The sequence below is a fragment of the Mesorhizobium sp. XAP4 genome, assembly GCF_029269325.1.
GTDB classification, from domain to species: domain Bacteria; phylum Pseudomonadota; class Alphaproteobacteria; order Rhizobiales; family Rhizobiaceae; genus Mesorhizobium; species Mesorhizobium ciceri.
Genome location: NZ_JARIXW010000008.1, coordinates 1 through 20,512 on the forward strand (window position 1 = coordinate 1; position 20,512 = coordinate 20,512).

General features: G+C 62.2%; 15 protein-coding genes. 13 read left to right on the top strand and 2 right to left on the bottom strand.

The genetic code is table 11. The annotated features are described in order from the left end of the window. Together P3C39_RS28530 and P3C39_RS28535 are read left to right on the top strand one after the other, a co-directional pair. A partial coding sequence (locus tag P3C39_RS28530; RefSeq protein WP_275954854.1) for a DUF2243 domain-containing protein occupies window positions 1-574 on the top strand: 574 nt, incomplete at its 5' end. A 5-nt stretch (window positions 575-579) separates the two neighbouring features. Then, window positions 580-1,974: an NAD(P)/FAD-dependent oxidoreductase gene (locus P3C39_RS28535; RefSeq protein ID WP_013525265.1), complete on the top strand. Its 1,395-nt coding sequence runs from the start codon at window positions 580-582 to the stop codon at window positions 1,972-1,974. A gap of 179 nt (window positions 1,975-2,153) precedes the next feature. Here P3C39_RS28535 and P3C39_RS28540 read toward each other — a convergent pair whose 3' ends face one another. Then, window positions 2,154-3,260, bottom strand: a complete 1,107-nt coding sequence (locus tag P3C39_RS28540) for a mandelate racemase/muconate lactonizing enzyme family protein (protein ID WP_275954853.1) — start codon at window positions 3,258-3,260, stop codon at window positions 2,154-2,156. Here P3C39_RS28540 and P3C39_RS28545 point away from each other — a divergent pair. From P3C39_RS28545 to cyoD, 11 genes are all read left to right on the top strand, one after another. Beyond that, window positions 3,259-4,215 carry an FCD domain-containing protein gene (locus tag P3C39_RS28545; RefSeq protein WP_245265409.1) on the top strand — a complete coding sequence of 319 codons (957 nt, stop codon included), beginning with the start codon at window positions 3,259-3,261 and terminating at the stop codon, window positions 4,213-4,215. The genes P3C39_RS28540 and P3C39_RS28545 overlap by 2 nt on opposite strands. Further along, complete coding sequence (locus tag P3C39_RS28550; protein WP_013525262.1) at window positions 4,212-5,831, top strand: GMC family oxidoreductase; 1,620 nt, start codon at window positions 4,212-4,214, stop codon at window positions 5,829-5,831. The genes P3C39_RS28545 and P3C39_RS28550 overlap by 4 nt, the downstream gene beginning before the upstream one ends. A 100-nt stretch (window positions 5,832-5,931) precedes the next feature. Then, window positions 5,932-6,912, top strand: coding sequence for an ABC transporter substrate-binding protein (locus P3C39_RS28555; protein WP_013525261.1), 981 nt, complete (start codon window positions 5,932-5,934; stop codon window positions 6,910-6,912). Between the two features lie 59 nt (window positions 6,913-6,971). Further along, the gene (locus P3C39_RS28560; RefSeq protein WP_275954852.1) at window positions 6,972-8,519 is read left to right on the top strand and encodes a sugar ABC transporter ATP-binding protein; all 1,548 of its coding nucleotides are present in this window, start codon (window positions 6,972-6,974) and stop codon (window positions 8,517-8,519) included. Continuing rightward, window positions 8,516-9,520, top strand: coding sequence for an ABC transporter permease (locus P3C39_RS28565; RefSeq protein ID WP_013525259.1), 1,005 nt, complete (start codon window positions 8,516-8,518; stop codon window positions 9,518-9,520). Before P3C39_RS28560 ends, P3C39_RS28565 begins: the two co-directional genes overlap by 4 nt. 2 nt (window positions 9,521-9,522) lie before the next feature. After that, on the top strand, window positions 9,523-10,509 hold the full coding sequence (locus P3C39_RS28570; protein ID WP_013525258.1) for an ABC transporter permease: 987 nt from the start codon (window positions 9,523-9,525) through the stop codon (window positions 10,507-10,509). Window positions 10,510-11,118: 609 nt separating this feature from the next. Next, window positions 11,119-11,988 (top strand): MBL fold metallo-hydrolase, encoded by an 870-nt coding sequence (locus P3C39_RS28575; RefSeq protein WP_013525257.1) that lies wholly within the window; start codon window positions 11,119-11,121, stop codon window positions 11,986-11,988. Window positions 11,989-12,509: 521 nt separating this feature from the next. Continuing rightward, window positions 12,510-13,532, top strand: coding sequence for a ubiquinol oxidase subunit II (gene cyoA / locus P3C39_RS28580; RefSeq protein WP_275954851.1), 1,023 nt, complete (start codon window positions 12,510-12,512; stop codon window positions 13,530-13,532). A 2-nt stretch (window positions 13,533-13,534) separates the two neighbouring features. Next, window positions 13,535-15,538 carry a cytochrome o ubiquinol oxidase subunit I gene (cyoB, locus tag P3C39_RS28585; RefSeq protein WP_164920119.1) on the top strand — a complete coding sequence of 668 codons (2,004 nt, stop codon included), beginning with the start codon at window positions 13,535-13,537 and terminating at the stop codon, window positions 15,536-15,538. Further along, window positions 15,535-16,221: a cytochrome (ubi)quinol oxidase subunit III gene (locus tag P3C39_RS28590; protein ID WP_024505439.1), complete on the top strand. Its 687-nt coding sequence runs from the start codon at window positions 15,535-15,537 to the stop codon at window positions 16,219-16,221. Before cyoB ends, P3C39_RS28590 begins: the two co-directional genes overlap by 4 nt. Then, window positions 16,218-16,628 carry a cytochrome o ubiquinol oxidase subunit IV gene (cyoD, locus tag P3C39_RS28595; protein ID WP_013525252.1) on the top strand — a complete coding sequence of 137 codons (411 nt, stop codon included), beginning with the start codon at window positions 16,218-16,220 and terminating at the stop codon, window positions 16,626-16,628. Before P3C39_RS28590 ends, cyoD begins: the two co-directional genes overlap by 4 nt. Before the next feature lie 76 nt (window positions 16,629-16,704). Here cyoD and P3C39_RS28600 read toward each other — a convergent pair whose 3' ends face one another. Next, window positions 16,705-20,094, bottom strand: a complete 3,390-nt coding sequence (locus tag P3C39_RS28600; RefSeq protein WP_275954850.1) for a DEAD/DEAH box helicase — start codon at window positions 20,092-20,094, stop codon at window positions 16,705-16,707. Between the last annotated feature and the right edge of the window lie 418 nt (window positions 20,095-20,512).

The following is a 20,512-nucleotide window of genomic DNA, read 5'->3' on the forward strand; positions in this document are numbered from 1 at the left end:
CGACGGCATCGTCCTGCACCAGATTCTGCAATGGCATCATCTTCTCTCGGGCCTCGCCGACCCGGCGGGTTCCGACCTGCGCTTCCAGATCATGGCCGACGGCCTCTTCCACTTGTTCATGTACGTGTTCGCCGTTGCCGGCACGGTGCTGCTGGTGGCGGCGAGGGCAGCAGGCAGGCGGGCCGTAACGACGACCGAGATCCTTCGGCTGGCCTTCATCGGGTTCGGCGTCTGGCATCTGGTGGACGCCATTGTGTTCCATTGGCTGCTCGGCCTGCATCGGATCAAGATGAACAGCGACATGCCGCTCGCCTGGGATATTTGGTGGCTGGTCATCTTCGGAATCGTGCCGCTGCTGTTGGTGCTGGTGCTGCCCAACCGCGGTGGACCGGCAGGTGCCTCGGCGGCTCTGACCAGCATCGTCCTGCTTGCAGGACTGGCTGCGGGTGCTGGCCCGCTCTTCAACGGTGCCGCCACTTCCGTCATCGTCTTTCGAGCTGGGATGTCAGTCGTCCCATCCAGCAACGAGGCATTCCTTCAAGCTTATGACCTGCGGAACCGGACTGGGGAGTAGCAATCATGCAACGCGCCATCCAACGGAACATCGAGGGTAGCCACAGCAGAAGTATGATACCCCGCATCGTGGTGGTCGGCGGAGGGTTTGCCGGTCTGGAGGTAGCCAAGGCGCTCGGCGGGGCGGAGATCGGGGTCACGATCATCGACCGCCACAATCACCACCTGTTCCAGCCCCTGCTATATCAGGTTGCAACAGCCGCCTTGTCGGCGCCTGACATCGCCGAGCCAATCCGCAAGATACTGGGCCGCTATCCCTCTGTTCAGGTCCTCTTCGGCAATGTCGCCAAGATCGACACCGAGGCCAGGATACTGGTTCTGGCCGATGGGACCACGGTTCCCTATGACCTGCTGGTCTTGGCAACGGGCTCGCAGCCATTCTACTTCAGCCAGGAGAGCTGGGCTCGGGTTTGTCCGGGCTTGAAGAGCATCGAGGACGCCCGCACGATACGGTCACGGCTGCTGCTGTCGTTTGAGCATGCGGAACGGACAACCGATCCAGTCGAGCAATCACGGCTGATGACGATCGCCATCATCGGCGGCGGCCCGACCGGCGTGGAACTGGCGGGCTCCATCGCAGAACTCAGCCGGCACACGCTGGCACGCGACTTCCGCAACATCCGGCCAGAGAAGACAAAGATCATACTTGTCGAAGCCGGCAACCGTCTGCTCGCCGGCTTCGCTCCGGAGCTTTCCGAATATGCACGTCTGCGCCTCGAAAGCCTGGGCGTCGACGTCGCGCTCGACAGTCGCGTCGAGGCCATCGAAGCACAGAAGATCACCGTCGGCGGCAAGGTCATCCCGGTAGCCTTGACGCTCTGGGCCGCCGGAGTGGCGGCTTCGCCGCTGGCGGCCCAGCTTGGTGTCGGGCTAGACCGCGGCGGCCGGGTGAAGGTCGGATCCGACCTGCAGGTAATGGGCCGTTCCGACATCTTCGCGCTTGGCGATGTCGCGCTGTTCCTCGACGAGAACGGCCAGCCACTGCCGGGTCTTGCCCAGGTGGCCAAGCAGCAGGGCGAGCACCTCGGCAAGGCCCTGGCACGCCGGACAGATACTGGCGAGGATCTCCCGGCTTTTGTCTTCAGAAATCGAGGCAACACGGCGATCGTCGGCCGCCATGCTGCCGTGTTCGAGTCCGGCAGGCTGAAATTGAAAGGCTGGTTCGCCTGGTCCGCTTGGGCGATCATCCATGTTTACCTGCTCGTCGGTTTTCAACACCGAGTCCAGGTCTCGATCCAATGGCTGTGGCGCTATCTCACCTATGAACGCGGCGCCCGGCTGATCGCCGAGGAACGGGCCGAACCGGGTCCACCACCGTCGCCTGCAGCAGAACAGCCAGCCCCGAGAGAGGCCTTGCCACCGGACGCAGACGCCCTCCCCGGCATTGCCCGGGCGCGCTGAGATTGAGCGAGTCCATTCAGGGCTCACCAGACTGCGCTCAGGGGCTGGAAATCAGCCATCAGCGACGCCGGTGTAACAGGTCGGTGATTACCGCCTGGAGACCCAGCACTGCTCCGTTCGCAATTCCGATTCCACTCCCGCAGGACCATCATCTCGTTCATCAAGTTCAGAACTGGCGCTCATTCAGGGGCGCTAGTCGTGAACGCCGCCAGTTTCTGCCAATCGAAGACAACGCCCACGCCAGGTCCGTCGGGTGCAAGCGCCAAACCATTCTGAAGTCTAAGCGGCTCAGCGGTGTATTGGTCAATATCGAAACTATGCGCCTCTACCCAGCCGGCATTTGTCTGGCCTGCAACGAGGCTGACATGAAGTTCCTGCATTCCGTGACTGCAGACCGGAATGCCAGCCCTGCGTGAGAGCGCTGCCACGCGCAGCCAGCCTGTGACACCGCCGCAGTTGGAGGCGTCAGGTTGGATGTAGCCGAGCTTCGACCATGCAAAGGCATGCTCGAACTCCTCGATGACATGCAGGTTTTCTCCCATGGCCAGGGGCATCCCAGTTGCCTTGGCAATGCTGGCGTAACCTTCATAATCGTCGGGTATGATGGGCTCCTCGAACCACAGCAGATCGTAGGGCGCGAATGCTCTCGCTGCCTCGATCGCTCGCGGGACGGTCAGCGCATAGTTGGCGTCAACCATAAAGATGGTATCGGGCCCAATGCGCTCGCGGACTGCCTTCACCCGGGCCACATCCTCCGCAAGGTCGTCCTTGCCGACTTTGATCTTCACCGCCGTGAAGCCGGCCTTTATATAAGAATCGATGCTGGCCAGGAGCTGATCGAGGGTTAAGTTTAGGTCGATGCCGCCCCGATAGGCCTTGGCGGTCTTCCCTGCCGCACCAGCCATCTGCCACAGCGGCAGGCCACTGCGCCGACCCTTGATATCCCACAACGCAATGTCGACCGCCGATATCGCGAAGGATGCGACGCCACCTCGTCCGACATAGTGGATGTGCCAGAGCATGCCGTCATAGAGCGTCTCGATCCCGGTCGCGTCGCGTCCCCGCAGGAAGGGCGCCAGGTCGTGCTCGATCATTGCCTTGATAGCATAGCCGCCCTTGCCGCCGGTGTAGGTGTATCCGGTGCCCTCGCTGCCATCGGCAAGCCTCAACGTGACGGTCACCAGCTCGAAATGTGTGTGCGCGCCGTGCTTGGCATCGGTCATCACCTCACGCAGCGGGACCCGGAATAGCCGGGTCTCGACCTCCTTGATCTCGGTGCCGTTCATGCTGCTTCCATCGAGCTTTTCGTCGGACCATAATTGCACCAAGCTTGCCAACTGGCAACCACTCTGCTCATTTCATCCACATAAGCTGCGGCTTTCCAGAGAACTGGTGGACCATGGCCTCCGATTTGGTCCGACAAAACAGTCAACGCGCTTGTGCTTTGGTCCGATTTACTTTTTAATGGGTCACCGCTGGGAGGATGAAAGCTTGCTGGAATTGGGAGACCGTCCTGAGATGCCCGCGGCAATTCTCGCCGCCCGGGCGGCCGACGCGATGGTGGCTGGAATCGAGGCCGACATCACGTCCGGACGGATTGGCGACGGCAGCTACCTGCCGGCCGAGCGCGAACTTATGATCGCGTATGGCGTGGGCCGGGGCGTTGTGCGTGAGGCGATTGCGCGCCTGGCCAGCCGCGGCTTGGTGGAAGCCCGTCCACGCTTCAGGCCAGTTGCGCGCAGGCCGGGCCTGGATGCCGCGCTCGGCGCGCTTGAGGGCATTGTCGGCCATCTGCTGAGCGACCAGGCAGGCGTGAAGAACCTCTATGACGTGCGCGTCTTCCTCGAGGCGTCCCTGGCACGCAACGCGGCCATCCATGCCCGCAAGGAAGACATCGCAGCACTCGGGGCCGCCCTGGCCATGAACGAGGCGGCTATTCCGGACTCGCAGAATTTCTACGCAACCGACGTGGCTTTTCATGCCGCGCTTTACGATATCGCCCGAAACCCGGTGCTGCCTGTGGTGCACAAGGCATTCACCGCGTGGCTTTCGCCGCAGTGGATGCGCATGCCCCGATCGCCCGAACGGAACCGCGTGAATTTCCTCAGCCACCGGGAAATCTGCATGGCCATCATCGAGCGCGATCCCGATGGCGCCGAGCGGGCGCTGCTCAACCACCTTTCGGCGGCCTGGGAGTATGTGCGCGGTACATTCGAAAGCCGTGAGGCGCCTGAGGCATGACGCAGTCCTTTGACCATATCGTGGTGGGCGGCGGGGCAGCCGGATGCGTCGCGGCGGCAAGGCTGGTCAAAGCAGGGAGGCGAACCCTGTTGCTGGAGGCCGGCCATTCCCACCATCACCCCCTGCTCGACATGCCTCCCGGCATCTTCAAGATGATCAACGGCTCGAAATTCATGCGCTATCACCGCACAGAGCCGCAAGCCCACCTAGACGGCCGCGTCCATGAAATCTCGCAAGGCAACGTGCTGGGTGGCGGCACCTCGGTCAACGCCCAGGTCTATATGAGAGGCCGCTCGGCTGATTACGACGAGTGGGACGAGATGCTGCGCGGCAACAATGCCGGCGTACGCTGGAACTGGCAGGCGGTGCTGCCGCACTTCACCGGGATGGAGGGAAACAATCGGCTCGGCGGCGAACTGCATGGCAGCGAAGGTCCGCTGCTGGTCTCGGATCCCGGCCACATCGATGATGTTTCGCGATGGTTCGTCCAGGCGGTCCAAGGACTGGGACTCCCGTACAACCATGATTTCAACGGCCCGTCGCAGCGCGGCGTCGGCTTCTACCAGTTCATGAACCGGCGCGGAAAGCGAAGCAGCGCCGCCTACGCTTTCATCGAGCCTCTGACGAATGATCCTAAGCTGACGCTGAAACTCAATTGCACTGTCAGTCGGCTGCTGATCGAAAACGGGCGGGTCACGGGCGTCGTTTACTCCGACGCATCGGGCGCCGAGCGTACCAGTTATGCGGATGCCGACGTGATTGTCTCGTCCGGCGCCCTCATCTCGCCGAAACTGCTCATGCTGTCGGGCATCGGCCCTGCCGACGCGCTTGCCAGGTATGGCATTGCTTGCGCCGCCGACCTGCCAGGGGTCGGCGAAAATCTGGTCGACCATCCGGAGGTCCCGATCATCGCCACGGCAAACGGCCCTTACGGTTATTTCAGGCAAGGCCAAGGCTGGCGGATGATCAGGAATGGCCTCCATTTCAAGCTCTTCGGCACCGGCACGATCCTCTCGGCCGGAGTCGAGGCCGGCGCCTTCGTCAACCCGGCCGATCCGCACGGTGAACCAACGATCCAGGCCTTCTGCGTTCCGCACGTCTATCTGGATCGCGATATCCTCACCCTCGTCGAGAACACCTATGGGCTTACCGTCACGACGGTTGTGGTGAAGCCTAAGTCGCGTGGTTTTGTGAGGCTGCGGTCGGCGGACCCGAAGGACATGCCGGTCGTTTCGCCCAATCTGCTCAAGCATCCAGACGACATGCGGGAGATGATCTCGGGTCAGCGTTATTTCCTGCAGGCGTTCCAGACCAAGCCGCTCGGCGATCGGGTCAAGGCCATTGCCGTGCCAAGTCAGGATGATCTCAGCGATGAGGCGCTGGCAAAACATTGCAAACGCTTCGTCAAGACCAACTACCATCCGGCCGGCACGTGCCGAATGGGCTCGGACAGCGACCGGATGGCGGTGCTGGACGCGGCGATGCGCGTGCGCGGGGTGGACAATCTGCGGGTTGCCGACATGTCGGCCTGTCCGAACATCAATGCCGGCAACACGGCCGCGCCGGCGATGATGCTGGGCGATCGATGCGCCGATTTCATCCTGGAGGCGGCATAGCGCCCCATCCAATTGCAAACAGCGGCGTCGCCGCAGCCTTCAGGGCCGAATGATGAGGAAGTCCATGGTCGCAGAAAGCGACAATCAAGGAGGAAAGAGCATGATCATTACCCGTCGAAAACTACTGGTAGGCTCCGCCGCCGGCGCGGTCGCGCTGATGCTCGGCTCACGCGCCTTTGCGGCGCTGCCGCCACTCGCCAAGAAGGACAAGTACAAGGTCGGTTTCGCCCAGACGGAAAGCAACAATCCGTGGCGCCTTGCCGAGACCAAGAGCATGCGGGACGAAGCCGCCAAGCTCGGCCATCAACTGGTTTACACGGATGCCGCCGGATCGTCGGCCAAGCAGGCTTCCGATGTGAACTCGATGATCGCGCAGGGCGTCGACGCCATCTTCCTGCCGCCGCGCGAGGACAAGCCCCTGGTGCCGGTTATCCTGGCGGCGCGCGATGCCGGCATACCGGTGTTCCTGGTCGACCGCGACGTTGACCACACGATGGCCAAACCGGGCGAGGATTACGTCTGCTTCATCGGGTCGGATTTCATCGAGGAGGCGACCCGTATCGGCGAATGGCTGGTCAAGAACGCCAATGGCAAGTCGAAGATCATCGAACTGGAAGGCACGACCGGCGCCTCGGCGGCCACCGATCGCAAGAAGGGCTTCGACGATTTCATCGCCAAGCATTCGGAGTTCACTATCCTGGCGTCTCAGTCCGGCGACTTCGCCCGCGACAAGGGCCGGCAGGTTGCCGAGACGCTGCTTCAGGCGCACCCCGATGCGGATATCATCTACGCGCACAATGACGAGATGGCGCTGGGTGCAATCGCCGCTTTGGAAGCCGCCGGCAAGACCCCAGGCAAGGATGTGCTGATCTTGTCGATCGACGGCGAGAAGGAAGGCGTACAGGCGATCATCGACGGCAAGATCGGCGCCATCTGCGCCTGCAGCCCGCTGTTCGGGCCGAAGGCCTTCGCCACGATGGCCGATTATGCCGCCGGCAAAAAGATCCCGCCCTTTATTAAGAACGAGGATGCCTTCTTCGACCCGACGAATGCGAAGAAGGACTTCGATATTGCATTCTGATATCCACCCTGTTTCCAGCTGCCCTACCCGCTCCGGCGGGTAGGGTTTGGAGTTTGCCGATGATCACTCAGCCGGATCAAGCAGCGCTGCTCCTGGACATGCGTGACATCCAGAAGCGTTTTGCCGGTATCCCTGCCTTGGCCGGTGCCACACTCCAGGTCCTTCCGGGCGAGGTCCACGCACTCATCGGCCAGAATGGTGCGGGCAAGTCGACCCTTATCAAGGTGCTCACCGGTTACCACCGTCGGGATGGGGGTCAGGTGCTGTTCGAGCAGAGGCCGTTCGAGGTCGGGTCTCCGCATGAGGCGCAGGTCAGCGGCATCAGTACCATCTACCAGGAAATCAATCTCGTCCCGCTCCGCTCTGTAACCGAGAACATCTGCCTCGGACGCGAGAAACGCCGTCGGGGACTGCTCGACTGGAGCGCGATGCATGCTGAAGCCGAGCGCCTGCTCAGCCGGTTCTCGATCCGCATTGATGTGCGCCGCCCGCTCGGCGACTTCAATACCGCCACGCAGCAGATGGTGGCGATTGCCCGCGCCATCGGCTTTTCCGCCCGCCTCGTGATCATGGATGAGCCGACCTCCTCGCTGGACGAGCGTGAAGTCTCAGTTTTGTTCAGCGTCGTCCGGCAGCTCAAGGCCGAAGGCGTCTCGGTTCTATTCGTCAGCCACAAGCTCGACGAGCTCTACGAGGTATGCGACCGGGTCACGATCATGCGCGATGGCCACACGGTGCGCAGCGCTGCGATGAGCGACATCGGCAAACTGGAACTGGTCGCGGCCATGCTTGGCCGCGATGTCGCGGTGGTCGACGGCCACGCGACTGCGTTCGGCGCGCGCGATCGTTCGAGGATAGGCGATGTGCTGTTTACCGCGCAAGGGCTGTCGGCCGGCCAGTCGGTTCGCAATGTGACCTTCGATGTGCGCCGCGGGGAGATTGCCAGCTTTGCCGGCTTGCTCGGCGCCGGCCGCACCGAAACAGCTCGCCTTGTATTCGGCGCCGACCGCCTGAAGGCCGGCGAGATGACGATGGAAAGGGCATCCTACCATCCTGAGCGAGCCGCCGACGCAATCGCCGCCGGAATGGGGTTCTGCACAGAAGACCGCAAAGCCGAAGGCATCGTGCCGGAGATGACGGTGGCGGAAAACATAACGCTGGCACTGCTGCCGAAGATCAGTCGCAACGGCATCCTGAACGAAGACCGGCAGCGCGAGATCGTCGCGCGCTTCATTCGCGACCTCGGCATCAAATGCTCCGGTCCCAACCAGAAGGTCCGCGAACTCTCAGGCGGCAACCAGCAAAAGGTGCTGCTGGCCCGGTGGCTGGCGATGAACCCGAAGCTGCTCATCCTCGACGAGCCGACACGCGGCATCGATGTCGGGGCTAAAGGCGAGATCCAGCGCCTCATTCTGAAGCTTGCCGACGATGGGCTCGGCGTCCTGATGATCTCCTCGGAAATCGAGGAGGTAATGGAAGGGGCGGATCGCATATTCGTGCTGCGCGAAGGGGTGAGCGTGGCCGAACTGGAAGGCCAGGCGGCCAACGTGGAGGACGTACTCGCGGCGATGGCGCATGGCGGTTCGCCGGTGGAGGCGGCAGCTTGAGCGATCTGGCCACACCATCCCCTGCCAACGACGCCGGCGCCCGCGGTTTCAATCTGTTCGGCTTTCTGGCGCGCTACGGAACGGTGATCGCGCTGATGCTGCTGATCGCCTTCAATCTCGGCTATACTCGCAATTTTGCGACGCTGCAGACGCTCAACGTCAATCTGACCCAGGTCTGCACCATTGTGATCGTCGCGGTGGGAATGACGCTGGTGATCGCCACCGGCGGCATCGACCTGTCGGTTGGTTCGCTGATGGCTATCTCCGGCGCACTGGCGCCAATGATCTTCATGGGCAAGATCTTCCCGGTCGGGAACACCTACCTGGCGGTCGTCGTGGCGATGGTCGTCTCGATCTTCGTTGCCGGCCTGTTGGGACTGTTCAACGGGTGGCTCGTCTCCCGCTTCCGCATCCAGCCGATCGTCGCAACGCTTGTGCTGTTCATCGCGGGGCGCGGGATCGCGCAGGTCATGACCAACGGCAATCTGCAGACCTTCCGCGTGCCGCAATTCCAATGGATCGGCCTGGCCCGCCCACTCGGCATTCCGGCACAGGTCATCATCATGGCCGTGCTGGTTGCAGCGGCGGCGTGGGCTCTTCACCGCACGGTATTCGGGCGAAGCATCCTGGCCGTCGGGGGCAACGAAAAGGCCTCGGAACTCGCTGGCATCGCCGTAGCGAGGATCAAGCTCGCGGTCTATGCGATCAGCGGCCTTTGCGCGGGGCTGGCCGGTCTCGTCGTCATCGCGATCAACTCCTCCAGTGACGCAAATCTTGTCGGGCTGGGCATGGAACTGGACGCCATCGCGGCTGTCGCAGTGGGCGGTACGCTGCTCAGCGGCGGCAAGGCGACGATTATCGGCACCCTGCTCGGCGCGCTGACCATTCAGTTGGTCCGTTACACGCTGCTCGCCAATGGTGTGCCCGATGCCGCTGCGCTCGTGGTCAAGGCCGCTATCATCGCATTCGCCGTCTGGCTGCAGCAGCAACACAGAGTGTAGTTATGAACAGCGCCCGACTGATTGGCATAGTCGGCACCTACGGTGTCGTTGTCGCGCTTGCAGCCTTGGTGCTGTTCGGATTCTTGCGCTACGAACGTTTCCTGGGCTTCTTCAATGTGATGAGCGTTCTGCGCTACAACTCGATGTTCGCGCTCGTCGCGCTCGGCATGTGCTTCGTGATCATGACCGGGGGCATCGACCTGTCGGTCGGCTCCGTCGCCGCCTTGGGCAGCGTCGCTTCCGCGCTGGCGAGCCCCCACGGCATAGCAGCTGGTGTTGCAGCTGGCGTGGGCGCCGGCTTGGCAGCCGGGCTGATCAACGCGCTCTTGGTTACGCGCGCAAACCTGATGCCATTCATCGCCACGCTTGCCACCATGCTGGCCGCAAGCGGCTCGGCGTTGCTTCTGGCTGGCAACCAGTCCGTTTCGGTGTCCTATGATTCAGGTTTCACCGCCATCGGCCAAGGAAACTTCTGGATCTTCCCGATCCCGGCGGTCATCGCCCTGGTTGCGTATGTGGTCGGATCGGTCGTCCTGAATTACACCAGCACGGGACGGACGGTGCTGGCCATCGGGGGCGGCGAAGATGCATCGCGGCTGATGGGGCTGCGCACGGACCGCATCAAATTTCTCGTCTATGTCGCAAGCGGTTGCCTGGCCGGGCTCGCGGGCGTCGTTCTCGCTTCGCAGTTCGGCGCAGGCCAGCCAATCGAGGGCGTCGGCTGGGAGTTGTCTGCCATCGCTGCCGTGGTCGTGGGCGGGACGCTGCTTACCGGCGGCTCGGGCTCAGTCATGACCACGCTGGCCGGTGTGCTCCTGCTCGGCATCCTTTTCAACATCCTGAACTTTGAAAACGGGTTGGGTTGGATCTCCCTCTCGGCCTACTGGCAGTCCGTCATCCGGGGGCTCTTCCTGCTGGTCGTGGTGCTGCTCCAGGCGCGGCTGACCGGACGGCGCGGAAGCTGGCCCGCGACGACAAGTGGCCCATGAGCGCCGCTAAAGTGCAACGCTAATTGCCGTCGTTGCATCTGTCCGTTTGCCGAAGAAACCTCGCGGATAATCCCCAAAATGCAAGTCCCAGAGGCATGGTGAGGAGCCCACATGCGAGGGTCCGAAAATGCGCATTTATAGCCATTGCAGTCCGCGATACGCGCCACCCACTTAGCAGCCTTGTGCCTTCAGGGACCGGACCATGCGAACAACTCACTCAAAACCTGCCATTGAAAAGCTGACGAAGCGCGAAGCTTCCGGACCGAAGCATCTGTTGCTGGTCCTTGCGTCCCACTTCGCTCATTGGAAGCCGTTTTTGGACCGTCGGCTTCGAACTCGGCCGCCTTGTTCGGACCCGAAACCGTGTTGGCGAAATACCGCATCCGATCGGGCGCGCCCGATCTTCGTTGCTCAGTCCAGCGCCCTTGCGTGAGCGGCTTCTGTCAAACCGATTGGCCGAGCCTTTGTTCCGGTGGTGGACTGTCTGCGATCCGGGTGGCGAACGAGGATCAAGGAAGGAACAAGGGGGCCGTGCCCAAGTTCGGGGCGATGTTCCACCGCCGCCGATGAACTCGAGCGGCTGCGCAGCAACAACCGAGGCACGGGATCATGACCGTTCAGATTCGACTTTCCGAGATCGACCACGCCAGGCGCGAAGATCATGGCGACGGTGCCTGGAGCATCGCACCGGACCTGGGTTATTTGCGGCTGGCAATCGTCAATGTCGTGTTCTTCGGCGCACCGCGCAGCGGAGATCGGAACTGGGTGCTAATAGATACGGGGTTGCCGACGTCGAGAAGCAGTATTCTTGCGGTCGCGGAAAAGCGGTTTGGCACCAACGCACGGCCTGCCGCGGTTATCCTGACACACGGCCATTTTGACCATGTGGGAACGGTTCTGGACCTCGCGAATAGGTGGGAGGTGCCCGTCTTCGCGCATCGACTCGAGTGGCCCTATTTGGACGGAACTGAATCTTATCCGCCACCGGATCCCTGGGTCGGGGGCGGACTGATGGCGCTGCTTTCGCCGCTCTTTCCGCGCGGGCCGATCGATCTTGGCAACCGATTGGAACTCTTGCCCGCCGACGGATCGGTCCCCGGAATGCCCGGATGGCAATGGCTGCACACACCCGGGCACGCCCCTGGTCACATTTCGCTCTGGCGCGAGGAAGACCGCTCGCTGATCGTAGGGGACGCTTTCATCACCACCGGTCAGGAGTCCGTCTATGAGGTCGCCGTCCAGGATCTCGAGATGCACGGTCCGCCGCGCTACTTCACGCCGGACTGGGATGCGGCGGAAAGATCTGTGAAGCGTCTGGCTGCCCTGAACCCTCAGATGGTCATCACTGGACACGGTGCGGCTGCTGCTGGAGTGGGCATGCGTAAAGCTCTTGACAGTCTGGCTGAGCGCTTCACGGTGTTCGCCGTCCCGCCGAAATCAAAATTCGTACGCGAGCCAGCGACGGCTGCAAATAGCTGAGGTAACCGAGCCGCCGTCGTTGTGAATATGGTCACGTTGGACAACTCCATCTCTCGAGCAGGTAGAGTTCCCCCCCTCGGGTCGCGCCCATGTCGCCCAAACACTGACAAGCGGAACAATCCCGGGAGGCGCCAGTTAGGCGTCGCACGCTTGGGCGACTTGCGGCCAGCCCCGAAAAAATCCCGCGTCAGGAGCAGACGTCAGATGGAAAACGAGCACCCCGAAGGACGTGTCCTCTCCGCCGGCGCGGCGATCGGCAAGAAGTTCGGGCCCCCACCGGTCGTCACGAGCCATGACTGGCGTCGATTCGCTCATGGGCCAAAACCGTGGAGCGGTCCCGGCTCCACCAGCTTGATGGGGTGATCGACTTAGCTGTGCTCCATCGCCGTGCCGCCGAATTGGAGTTTGTGCACGAGCCAGCGAGGAGGAACAAACCTGGGAAGCGCCAGTTAGGTCCTTCGTCCGGCGGAGGGCGGCACCCCGGCCACGCGCCTTGAAGTTGGTTCAGAGGAAGGCTTCAGATGAGAAGTGCCAAGAGCGCGTGCCCCAAGAACGCGTCCTCTCCAGGATTGGTGGCCGAGCAAGTGTTGTTGCGATCCAGCTCCAAGCCGGGGCGGCGACTGCTCTGGATCCCGGCAATCGCATTCTTGCCCGGTTGCGCGGGGGGTGTGCTCGACCCGCAAGGACCCATTGGCTCGGGCAACCGCACGATCCTCTTGAACTCACTGGCGGTGATGCTGGTGATCGTTGTTCCGACGCTTGTTGCGCTCTTGGCCTTCGCATGGAAATTCCGCGCCTCGAACAGCGACGCGCGCTATGACCCGGAGTTCACCTATTCGGGGCGCATCGAGTTGATCGTCTGGTCGATCCCCACGCTCACCATCCTTTTCCTGGGCGGGCTGATCTATTACGGATCGCACCAGCTCGATCCGCGCAAACCGATCCCTTCCGCGCAGCCGCCGCTCGACATCCAGGTGGTGGCGCTCGACTGGAAATGGCTGTTCCTCTATCCCGAGCAGGGCGTGGGCGCTGTCAATCAATTGGTTATCCCCGCCGGCGTTCCAGTTCATTTCAAGCTGACCTCGGCCAGCGTGATGAACACGTTCTTCGTGCCCCAGCTTGGCAGCATGGTCTACGTCATGAACGGCATGCAGACCGAGTTGCAGCTGCAGGCCGACCGCGAGGGCAGCTTTTTCGGCCAGTCGGCGCACTTCAGCGGCGACGGCTTCTCGGACATGAACTTCAGCGTGAGCGCGGTTTCAGCCGATGCCTTCACCCGCTGGACGTCGTCGCTGCGTGGCGGCGGCGGCGTGCTCAACGCGAATGCCTACCGCGAGCTCGCCCGGCAAAGCACCAACGTGCCGCCGTCCACGTTCGGTCATGTTCAGCCCGGGCTGTTCGATGCCGTCGCTCAGCAGATATTGCCCCCGGGTCCGGGGCCGGCCGAAAGTGCCGCCGGCGGCGAGCCACAGGTGAGCCCAAAGGCATTGCCCGCGGCGGCGCCGCCGACGGGGCATCATCCACAGGCAGAAGGGGCGGAATGACGATGCTGGGCAAGCTCGACTCGTCGGCCATTCCCTTCGATCAACCCATCCCGCTCGTCGCGGCTCTCGGCGTCTTTCTGGCAGGGGTCGCCGTGCTTGGATGGATAACGGTGAAGGGCTACTGGCCCTATCTGTGGAACGAGTGGATAAGCTCAGTCGACCACAAGCGCATCGGCGTGATGTACATTGTGCTGGCGATGCTCATGCTTCTGCGTGGCTTCATCGATGCCATCATGATGCGCACGCAACAGGTGCTGGCGATCCACGGGCCGGGCTACCTGCCGCCGGAGCATTACGACCAGATCTTTTCCGCGCACGGCACGATTATGATCTTCTTCGCGGCGATGCCTTTCATGATCGGCCTGATGAATTTCGCCGTACCGCTGCAGCTTGGCATACGCGATGTAGCCTTTCCGACACTCAATTCCGTCAGCTTCTGGCTGACGGCTTCCGGAGCCCTGCTGGTCAACATCTCGCTTGTCATCGGTGAGTTCGCGCGCACCGGCTGGCTGCCCTATGCCCCCTTGTCGGAGACCACCTACTCGCCGGGCGTCGGTGTCGATTACTATCTGTGGTCGATCCAGATCTCCGGCGTCGGCACGCTGCTTACCGGCGTCAACCTGGTGACGACCATCCTAAAGATGCGTGCGCCTGGTATGGGCTACCTGCGAATGCCGATGTTCTGCTGGACCTCGCTCGCGTCCAACCTGCTCATCGTCGCAGCCTTCCCGATCCTCACCGCCACGCTGGCGATGCTGACGCTGGACCGCTATCTCGGCTTCCATTTCTTCACCAACGAAGCCGGCGGAAATCAGATGATGTTCGTCAACCTGATCTGGGCCTGGGGCCATCCCGAGGTCTACATTCTGGTGCTTCCCGCCTTCGGCATCTTCTCCGAGGTCTTCTCGACATTCTCGTCAAAGCCGCTGTTCGGATACCGTTCGATGGTCGCGGCCACGATGTTCATCTGCATCGTCTCGTTCATGGTCTGGCTGCATCATTTCTTCACCATGGGCGCCGGAGCAGACGTCAACGCCGCCTTCGGCATCGCCACGTCGGTCATCGCCGTCGGCACCGGGGTGAAGATCTACAACTGGCTCTTCACCATGTATGGCGGGCGCATCCGCTTCGACACGCCGATGCTTTGGGCGCTGGGCTTCGTGACCACCTTCACCGTCGGCGGCATGACCGGCGTTCTGCTTGCCGTTCCACCGGCCGACTTCGTGCTGCACAACTCCCTTTTCCTCGTCGCGCATTTCCACAACGTCATCATTTCGGGCGTGCTGTTCGGCGCGTTCGCCGGCTTCACCTACTGGTTTCCCAAGGCGTTCGGATTCCGCTTGCACGAAGGCTGGGGCAAGGCCGCATTCTGGGTCACCTTGGCCGGCTACATGCTGGTCTTCGTGCCGCTCTATATCGTCGGTCTGCTCGGCATGACGCGGCGCCTGCAGCATATCGACATGGATCTTTGGGCGCCATGGCTGGTGGTGGCCGTGTTCGGCGTGCTGGTGATGATCGCCGGCGCCGCACTGCAGATCATGCAACTCGCCGTTTCGATCCGACATCGCGACAAGCTTCGCGATGAGACAGGCGACCCATGGGACGGGCGTTCACTGGAATGGTCGACGTCTTCCCCTCCCCCCGTTTTCAACTACGCGCGGCTGCCTTACGTCGAGGATGAAGAGCCCTACTGGCGCATCAAGCAACGGGCAAGGGAGGAGAAGAGGCCCGGTGCGGAGGAAGGATACGAGCCTATCGAGATGCCGCGCAACAGCCCGACAGGCTTCGTCACCGCCTTCTTCAGCACGCTGATCGGGTTCGCGCTGATCTGGCACATATGGTGGCTGGCGATCGTCGGCTTCATCGGCGCCTACGCGACCTTCGTCGTCTTCGCCTGGCGCGATCATGGGGATTATGAGATTCCCGCCGAAGAGGTCGCGCGCATCGACGATGACCACAAGGCCGCACAGTCAGCCCGGCTGCGGCGCTGGGAGCGGCCGGCATGAGCGATCACGCGCTACCCGGCGACTTCAGCGCGGGCACCCAGGCCCGAGACCCCTATCGGCTTGGTCAGGGCGGCCGACACGGCGTGCGCTCCGCGACCGGCCACGGTGAAGGCGGCCCGGCCTCGAAATTCGTCACCGTGGCATATGGCTTCTGGATCTTTCTGCTGTCCGACATCATCATATTCTCGGCCTTCTTCGCGGCGTATGCCGTGCTTGCCAAGGCGACCGCCGGCGGACCGACCGGCAAGGATTTGTTCGAGCCCACCCGCGTTGCGGTGCAGACGGGCCTTCTGCTCACGTCGAGCTTCACCGGTGGCCTGGCGACACTCGCGACCCGTCGCAGATCGATGGCTGCCACGCAGGCCTGGCTGCTCGTCACCGGATTGCTCGGGGCAGCCTTCCTGTTTCTGGAGGTACAGGAATTCGCGGCGATGATCGGCGAGCAGGCGGGGCCTTCGCGCAGCGCATTTCTATCAGCCTTCTTTGCGCTCGTTGGCTGCCACGGCACCCATGTCGGGCTGGGGCTGCTCTGGCTGGGCACAATGATGGCGCAGCTATGGGTCAAGGGTTTTCGGTCGGATATTTTGCGGCGGGTCCACTGCTTCGGGCTTTTCTGGCACGCACTCGACATCATCTGGGTCGCCATCTTCACCCTGGTCTATCTGTTGGGAGCATCGCCATGACTGACACCGAGAGCAGGCCCGGCGAGATGCAGGACCGCCGCGATTCCGCACCGGGCGAGGAACGTATAACCGAGCACGAAGTGGCTGGAGGGCTGTTGGGCTATGTGATCGGCTACGGCCTGGCCATCCTGCTCACGATCGCGTCATTCCTGGCGGCTCAAACCGATCTGATTTACCAGCCGGCGGTGATTTCGGCCCTGGTGGTGCTCGCTGTTGCGCAGATGGGTGTGCATCTAGTCTTTTTTCTGCACCTGACCACCGGGCCGGACAACACCAACAACATCCTGGCCTTGGCCTTCGGCGTGCTGATCGTTGCGCTGGTGGTCCTGGGCTCGGTTTGGATCATGGCCCACCTGAACGAGAACATGGCCGCCATGACGGCCCATCAAGCCGGAACGATGCCTTAAACCTCGCCCTGCTAGTCTTGGCTGAGGTGATATGAAGCTGGTACATTGTACCGCCGGGGTGGAGATAAAAGGCTCGTCAGACCTCGTGCTTTGGCTGAACTGCACGTATGGCATCTAGCGCCAAGCGAACGGCATCGATGCCTGAGACGCGGGGCTCGATCCGCCTGAAAATCACGCGGCCGTTTCGGTACTCCAGGCCCAACACCTTCCTGTCCCGCCAGCGTGACGCCAGAGGCTTGTTGCGCAAGGTGATCGCGACGGCTTCGGGCCCAACATCAACTTTGCCGACACCCAGTTCCGACGCTGCTATCCGCAACCTGGTAAGTTCCAGCAGAACGGTCACTTCGCCAGGCATGTCACCAAAGCGGTCCTCGAGCTCCTCGCTGAATGCATCAAGGTCCAAGTCAGAACGAATACGAGAGAGCCGCGCATAGAGGCCAACACGGACAGTAGGCTCGTTTACATAGCTTTCGGGAAAAGCCCCTTTTGCAGGCACGTTGATGTTGGCAAGTTGCCTGTTGGGGTCGGCCCCTTCTCCAGCCGCCGAGACCGCCCGCTCCAGCAAGTGCTCGTAGAGGCCCACTCCGATCAGTTTCATATGCCCAGCCTGATCTTCGCCGAAGAGATCGCCGGCGCCGCGCAGGTCGAGGTCCCTTTGACTGATTGCCAGGCCGGAGCCAAGCCGATCGAGCGCAAGCATTGTCGAAAGCCGGGCCCTGGTGCCGTCGGCCAGCTCAACACCAGGTTCCGTCAGAAGAAACGCAGCCGCTTGCATCGCTCCTCTACCGACCCGACCCCGTAGCTGGTGCAACTGCGCCAGACCGAACCGGTCCGGGCGCCAGACAATGATGGTGTTGGCTCGAGGCACATCGAGCCCACTCTCGATGATGTCGGTGCTCAACAAAATGTCGCCATCACCGTCAGCGAATCCGACCATGACTTCGTCCAGCTGCCTCCCTTTCATTTCACCGTGCGCCGTCATGACGCCGAGTTCCGGCACCAGCCTGTTCAGCTGGTCAGAGACCGGGCCAATGTCCTCGATGCGAGGAACCACGAAGAAACTCTGTCCACCCCTGTGAAATTCACGCAAGAGGGCCGCGCGCACCGATGCTGGATCGAACGCTGCCAGGATCGTGCGGACGGGACGTCTTTTGGCGGGCGGAGAGTTTAGAACGCTGACATCCTGGATGCCCGACAGCGCCGATTGCAGCGTCCGCGGTATCGGGGTGGCGCTCATGCTCAGCGTGTGAAGGCAGGGCGCCATGTTCCGCAGGGCCAGCTTCAACTTGACGCCGAACCGGTGCTCCTCGTCAATCACCAGCAGTCCAAGATTGGCGAAAGTGACGCTCCTGGACGCCAAGGCCTGAGTACCCACGACGATCGTAACCTGGCCGCTCCGCAGGCCCTCCTTTGCCGCTTTTGCCTTTGCTGCCCCGACCATCCTTGACAGGTGGGCGACCTGCAGGCCCGTTCCTGCGAAACGGCGGCTGAACGTCTCATAGTGCTGTCGTGCCAACACGGTTGTCGGCGCTATGACCGCAACCTGTTTCCCGCAGAGGGCGGCGGCGGCGCAAGCACGCAAAGCCACCTCTGTCTTGCCGAAGCCAACATCACCGCAGACGAGCCGGTTCATTGTTCTCCCCGAGGAAAGGTCGTCGAGCACAGCGCGGATGGCGGCGGCCTGGTCAGGAGTCTCGGTATAGGGAAATTTCGCCGCAAAACGGGCCAAGTCCGCGCGGGAGGGCTTGATGATCTCGGCGGGCTGGCTGGACCTCATCTCGGCAAGGCCCACCAGGCGCTTGGCCAGCCTGTCGATCTCGCGCAACGCAGCCTCGCGTCGCTTGGGCCAGCCCTCGCCGTTGAGGCGATCGAGCGACACTGCCTCCGGTTCCGAGCCGTAGCGCCATATTTTCCCAAAGTCGTCGACCGGAACCAGCAAGGAAGCCCCGCCATGATATTCCAGCCTGACAACATCCTGGTGCTGACCAGCCAAGTCGACCTGTTCGACCGCCGCGAGCACGCCCAGGCCATGGTCTTCATGGACGACGACGTCGCCGATGCGCAACTCGGGTTCGAGTATGCTTGCGGCCATGCCGGCATCCGCCTTCAACGCAGGGCCAAACAGGTCGGCTGCGGCGACCATCGCGATACCGGATTGCGCGTCGACAAACCCTTCATCGAGGACGAAGCCAGCCTTGAGAAGAGAGCCTCTCGCGGCGGAAAGTATTTGCGGTAAGTCGACCGCTTCCTCAGCCCGCCGGCCTAGCTTTCTATTGAGCAGGCGATCTGCTCGCTGCAGTTCAGAGGCATCGCCGGTCAACACCACCCTGGCCCCGGCGCTTGTCTGCCTTGTCACGAATTCAGCGATTTCGTACCCGGGCCGGGCCTGGCGAAAGAATTTGGGAACTCGCTCGGCAGAAACGGCAAGTCTCGTGGAGCGGTTGCGCACGGAAGCATCCCACTCTTCACGCGACAGGTAAAATTGTTCCGGCAAAGGTTTCTCGCGCCCGGCAGCCTCCTGCCTGGCACGGCGTGCATCCTCGATCAGGTCCAGAATTTTGTCGAGCGGCTGCCCGTCGATCCCTTCAAGGAAGGAGATCGAGGCGCTCGACGCACTGTCGAAGACAGATGGCATCGCGCCAAATAATGCGACCAGGCGCTCTTCCATCGACGTCGCGCGCATCGCTGTCAGCTCAGGATGATCACCAGCTTTAAACATCAGCTCGGATGCCGGTCCGACAGCAATCGAGTCTCGAACCTGGTCGCTGAGCTGACTGATCGGATCGTAGGTTTTGAGCTCTCGAATGCAGCTGTCTGGGCCAAGGACGACGCGAACGGGGTCCTCCGCGCCAGCGGGGAAGATGTCCATGAGATCGCCCCGAAAAGCTATTTCACCCGGTTCGTCGACCCTCTCGTCGACGACATAGCCAAAAGCTTCGGACCTTGTTCTGAAATCATCCCGGTCGAACTTTTGTCCCACCTCCAGAATTGCGAAACCGCCAGCAATGACCTGGGCGGGCGGCACCCGCTGCAGACTGGCTTCGATCGACATTACAGCGATGCGCGCACGATCGGGCTTCGTTGCCATGTGACACAACGCACGAAGCCTCCGCCCCATATTGGCGCGTGTGGGCCACACCCTGTCGTAAGGCAGGCAATCCCAGGACGGCAGCAAGATGATCTCCGCGTGCGGCAGGAACTGACGCAAAGCCCCGACGATCTCGTCGGCGCTGCGTTCCGAGGCAGTTATATGGATAATGTGCTTGTGCCGGCTGGCCTCCAGCCCACCGGCCAGCGCTGCCGCGATAGCTGAAGATGGCGGGACGCCGTGCTCTATCGTAAACCCGCTGTCATCCGTGTGATCGATTTGTTCGACATCCGTCCGCGAAATATGCCTGTTCACTGAAATCTCACCTTGTCCCCAGAAGAACGTCAGCACAGCGACCCCGTTCCTGGCGGCGCGCATTAAAGTGTTCCAGGACGGGGCAGCCGGTGCGGCGTTGATGCATTGCTTCCTAGCTGCCCTAAGAACTGGCGGCTGTGAATCACGCTCGACGCCGGCAGAACGCTCTGTGCGTCGGGCCATGCCGCGCGGTGGCCCGTCCGCCGGAGTTAGTATGTGCACATGCTGAATTGCCGAAATGTCGATAACCACGCGAGGGATTGTCGAGAAAGCTGTTCGAGTTCGTCCTCGTCCGTTATCCCAGCTTGGTAGTAAGCCAGGATGCGCGATGCACTCCGTTCTCTCTTGGTTTCGGTCTCGTTTTTTGGGGTTGCTGCGCGCCAAAACGCGGCTCAGTACGGCCAGCTCTGATGGGGTGAAGGCGTCTCTATGCTTGCATCAACTCCGCGCCGCCCGCCTCGGGTGGGGAGCCGAGGCGGGC

What these genes read in the sequence shown, in the direction of transcription:
- P3C39_RS28535 (WP_013525265.1), top strand. Translation starts at nt 580, where the DNA reads ATGCAACGCGCCATCCAACGGAACATCGAGGGTAGCCACAGCAGAAGT.
- P3C39_RS28545 (WP_245265409.1), top strand. Translation starts at nt 3,259, where the DNA reads ATGCTGCTTCCATCGAGCTTTTCGTCGGACCATAATTGCACCAAGCTT.
- P3C39_RS28540 (WP_275954853.1), bottom strand. Translation starts at nt 3,260, where the DNA reads ATGAACGGCACCGAGATCAAGGAGGTCGAGACCCGGCTATTCCGGGTC.
- P3C39_RS28550 (WP_013525262.1), top strand. Translation starts at nt 4,212, where the DNA reads ATGACGCAGTCCTTTGACCATATCGTGGTGGGCGGCGGGGCAGCCGGA.
- P3C39_RS28555 (WP_013525261.1), top strand. Translation starts at nt 5,932, where the DNA reads ATGATCATTACCCGTCGAAAACTACTGGTAGGCTCCGCCGCCGGCGCG.
- P3C39_RS28560 (WP_275954852.1), top strand. Translation starts at nt 6,972, where the DNA reads ATGATCACTCAGCCGGATCAAGCAGCGCTGCTCCTGGACATGCGTGAC.
- P3C39_RS28570 (WP_013525258.1), top strand. Translation starts at nt 9,523, where the DNA reads ATGAACAGCGCCCGACTGATTGGCATAGTCGGCACCTACGGTGTCGTT.
- P3C39_RS28575 (WP_013525257.1), top strand. Translation starts at nt 11,119, where the DNA reads ATGACCGTTCAGATTCGACTTTCCGAGATCGACCACGCCAGGCGCGAA.
- cyoA (WP_275954851.1), top strand. Translation starts at nt 12,510, where the DNA reads ATGAGAAGTGCCAAGAGCGCGTGCCCCAAGAACGCGTCCTCTCCAGGA.
- cyoB (WP_164920119.1), top strand. Translation starts at nt 13,535, where the DNA reads ATGCTGGGCAAGCTCGACTCGTCGGCCATTCCCTTCGATCAACCCATC.
- P3C39_RS28590 (WP_024505439.1), top strand. Translation starts at nt 15,535, where the DNA reads ATGAGCGATCACGCGCTACCCGGCGACTTCAGCGCGGGCACCCAGGCC.
- cyoD (WP_013525252.1), top strand. Translation starts at nt 16,218, where the DNA reads ATGACTGACACCGAGAGCAGGCCCGGCGAGATGCAGGACCGCCGCGAT.
- P3C39_RS28600 (WP_275954850.1), bottom strand. Translation starts at nt 20,094, where the DNA reads ATGCGCGCCGCCAGGAACGGGGTCGCTGTGCTGACGTTCTTCTGGGGA.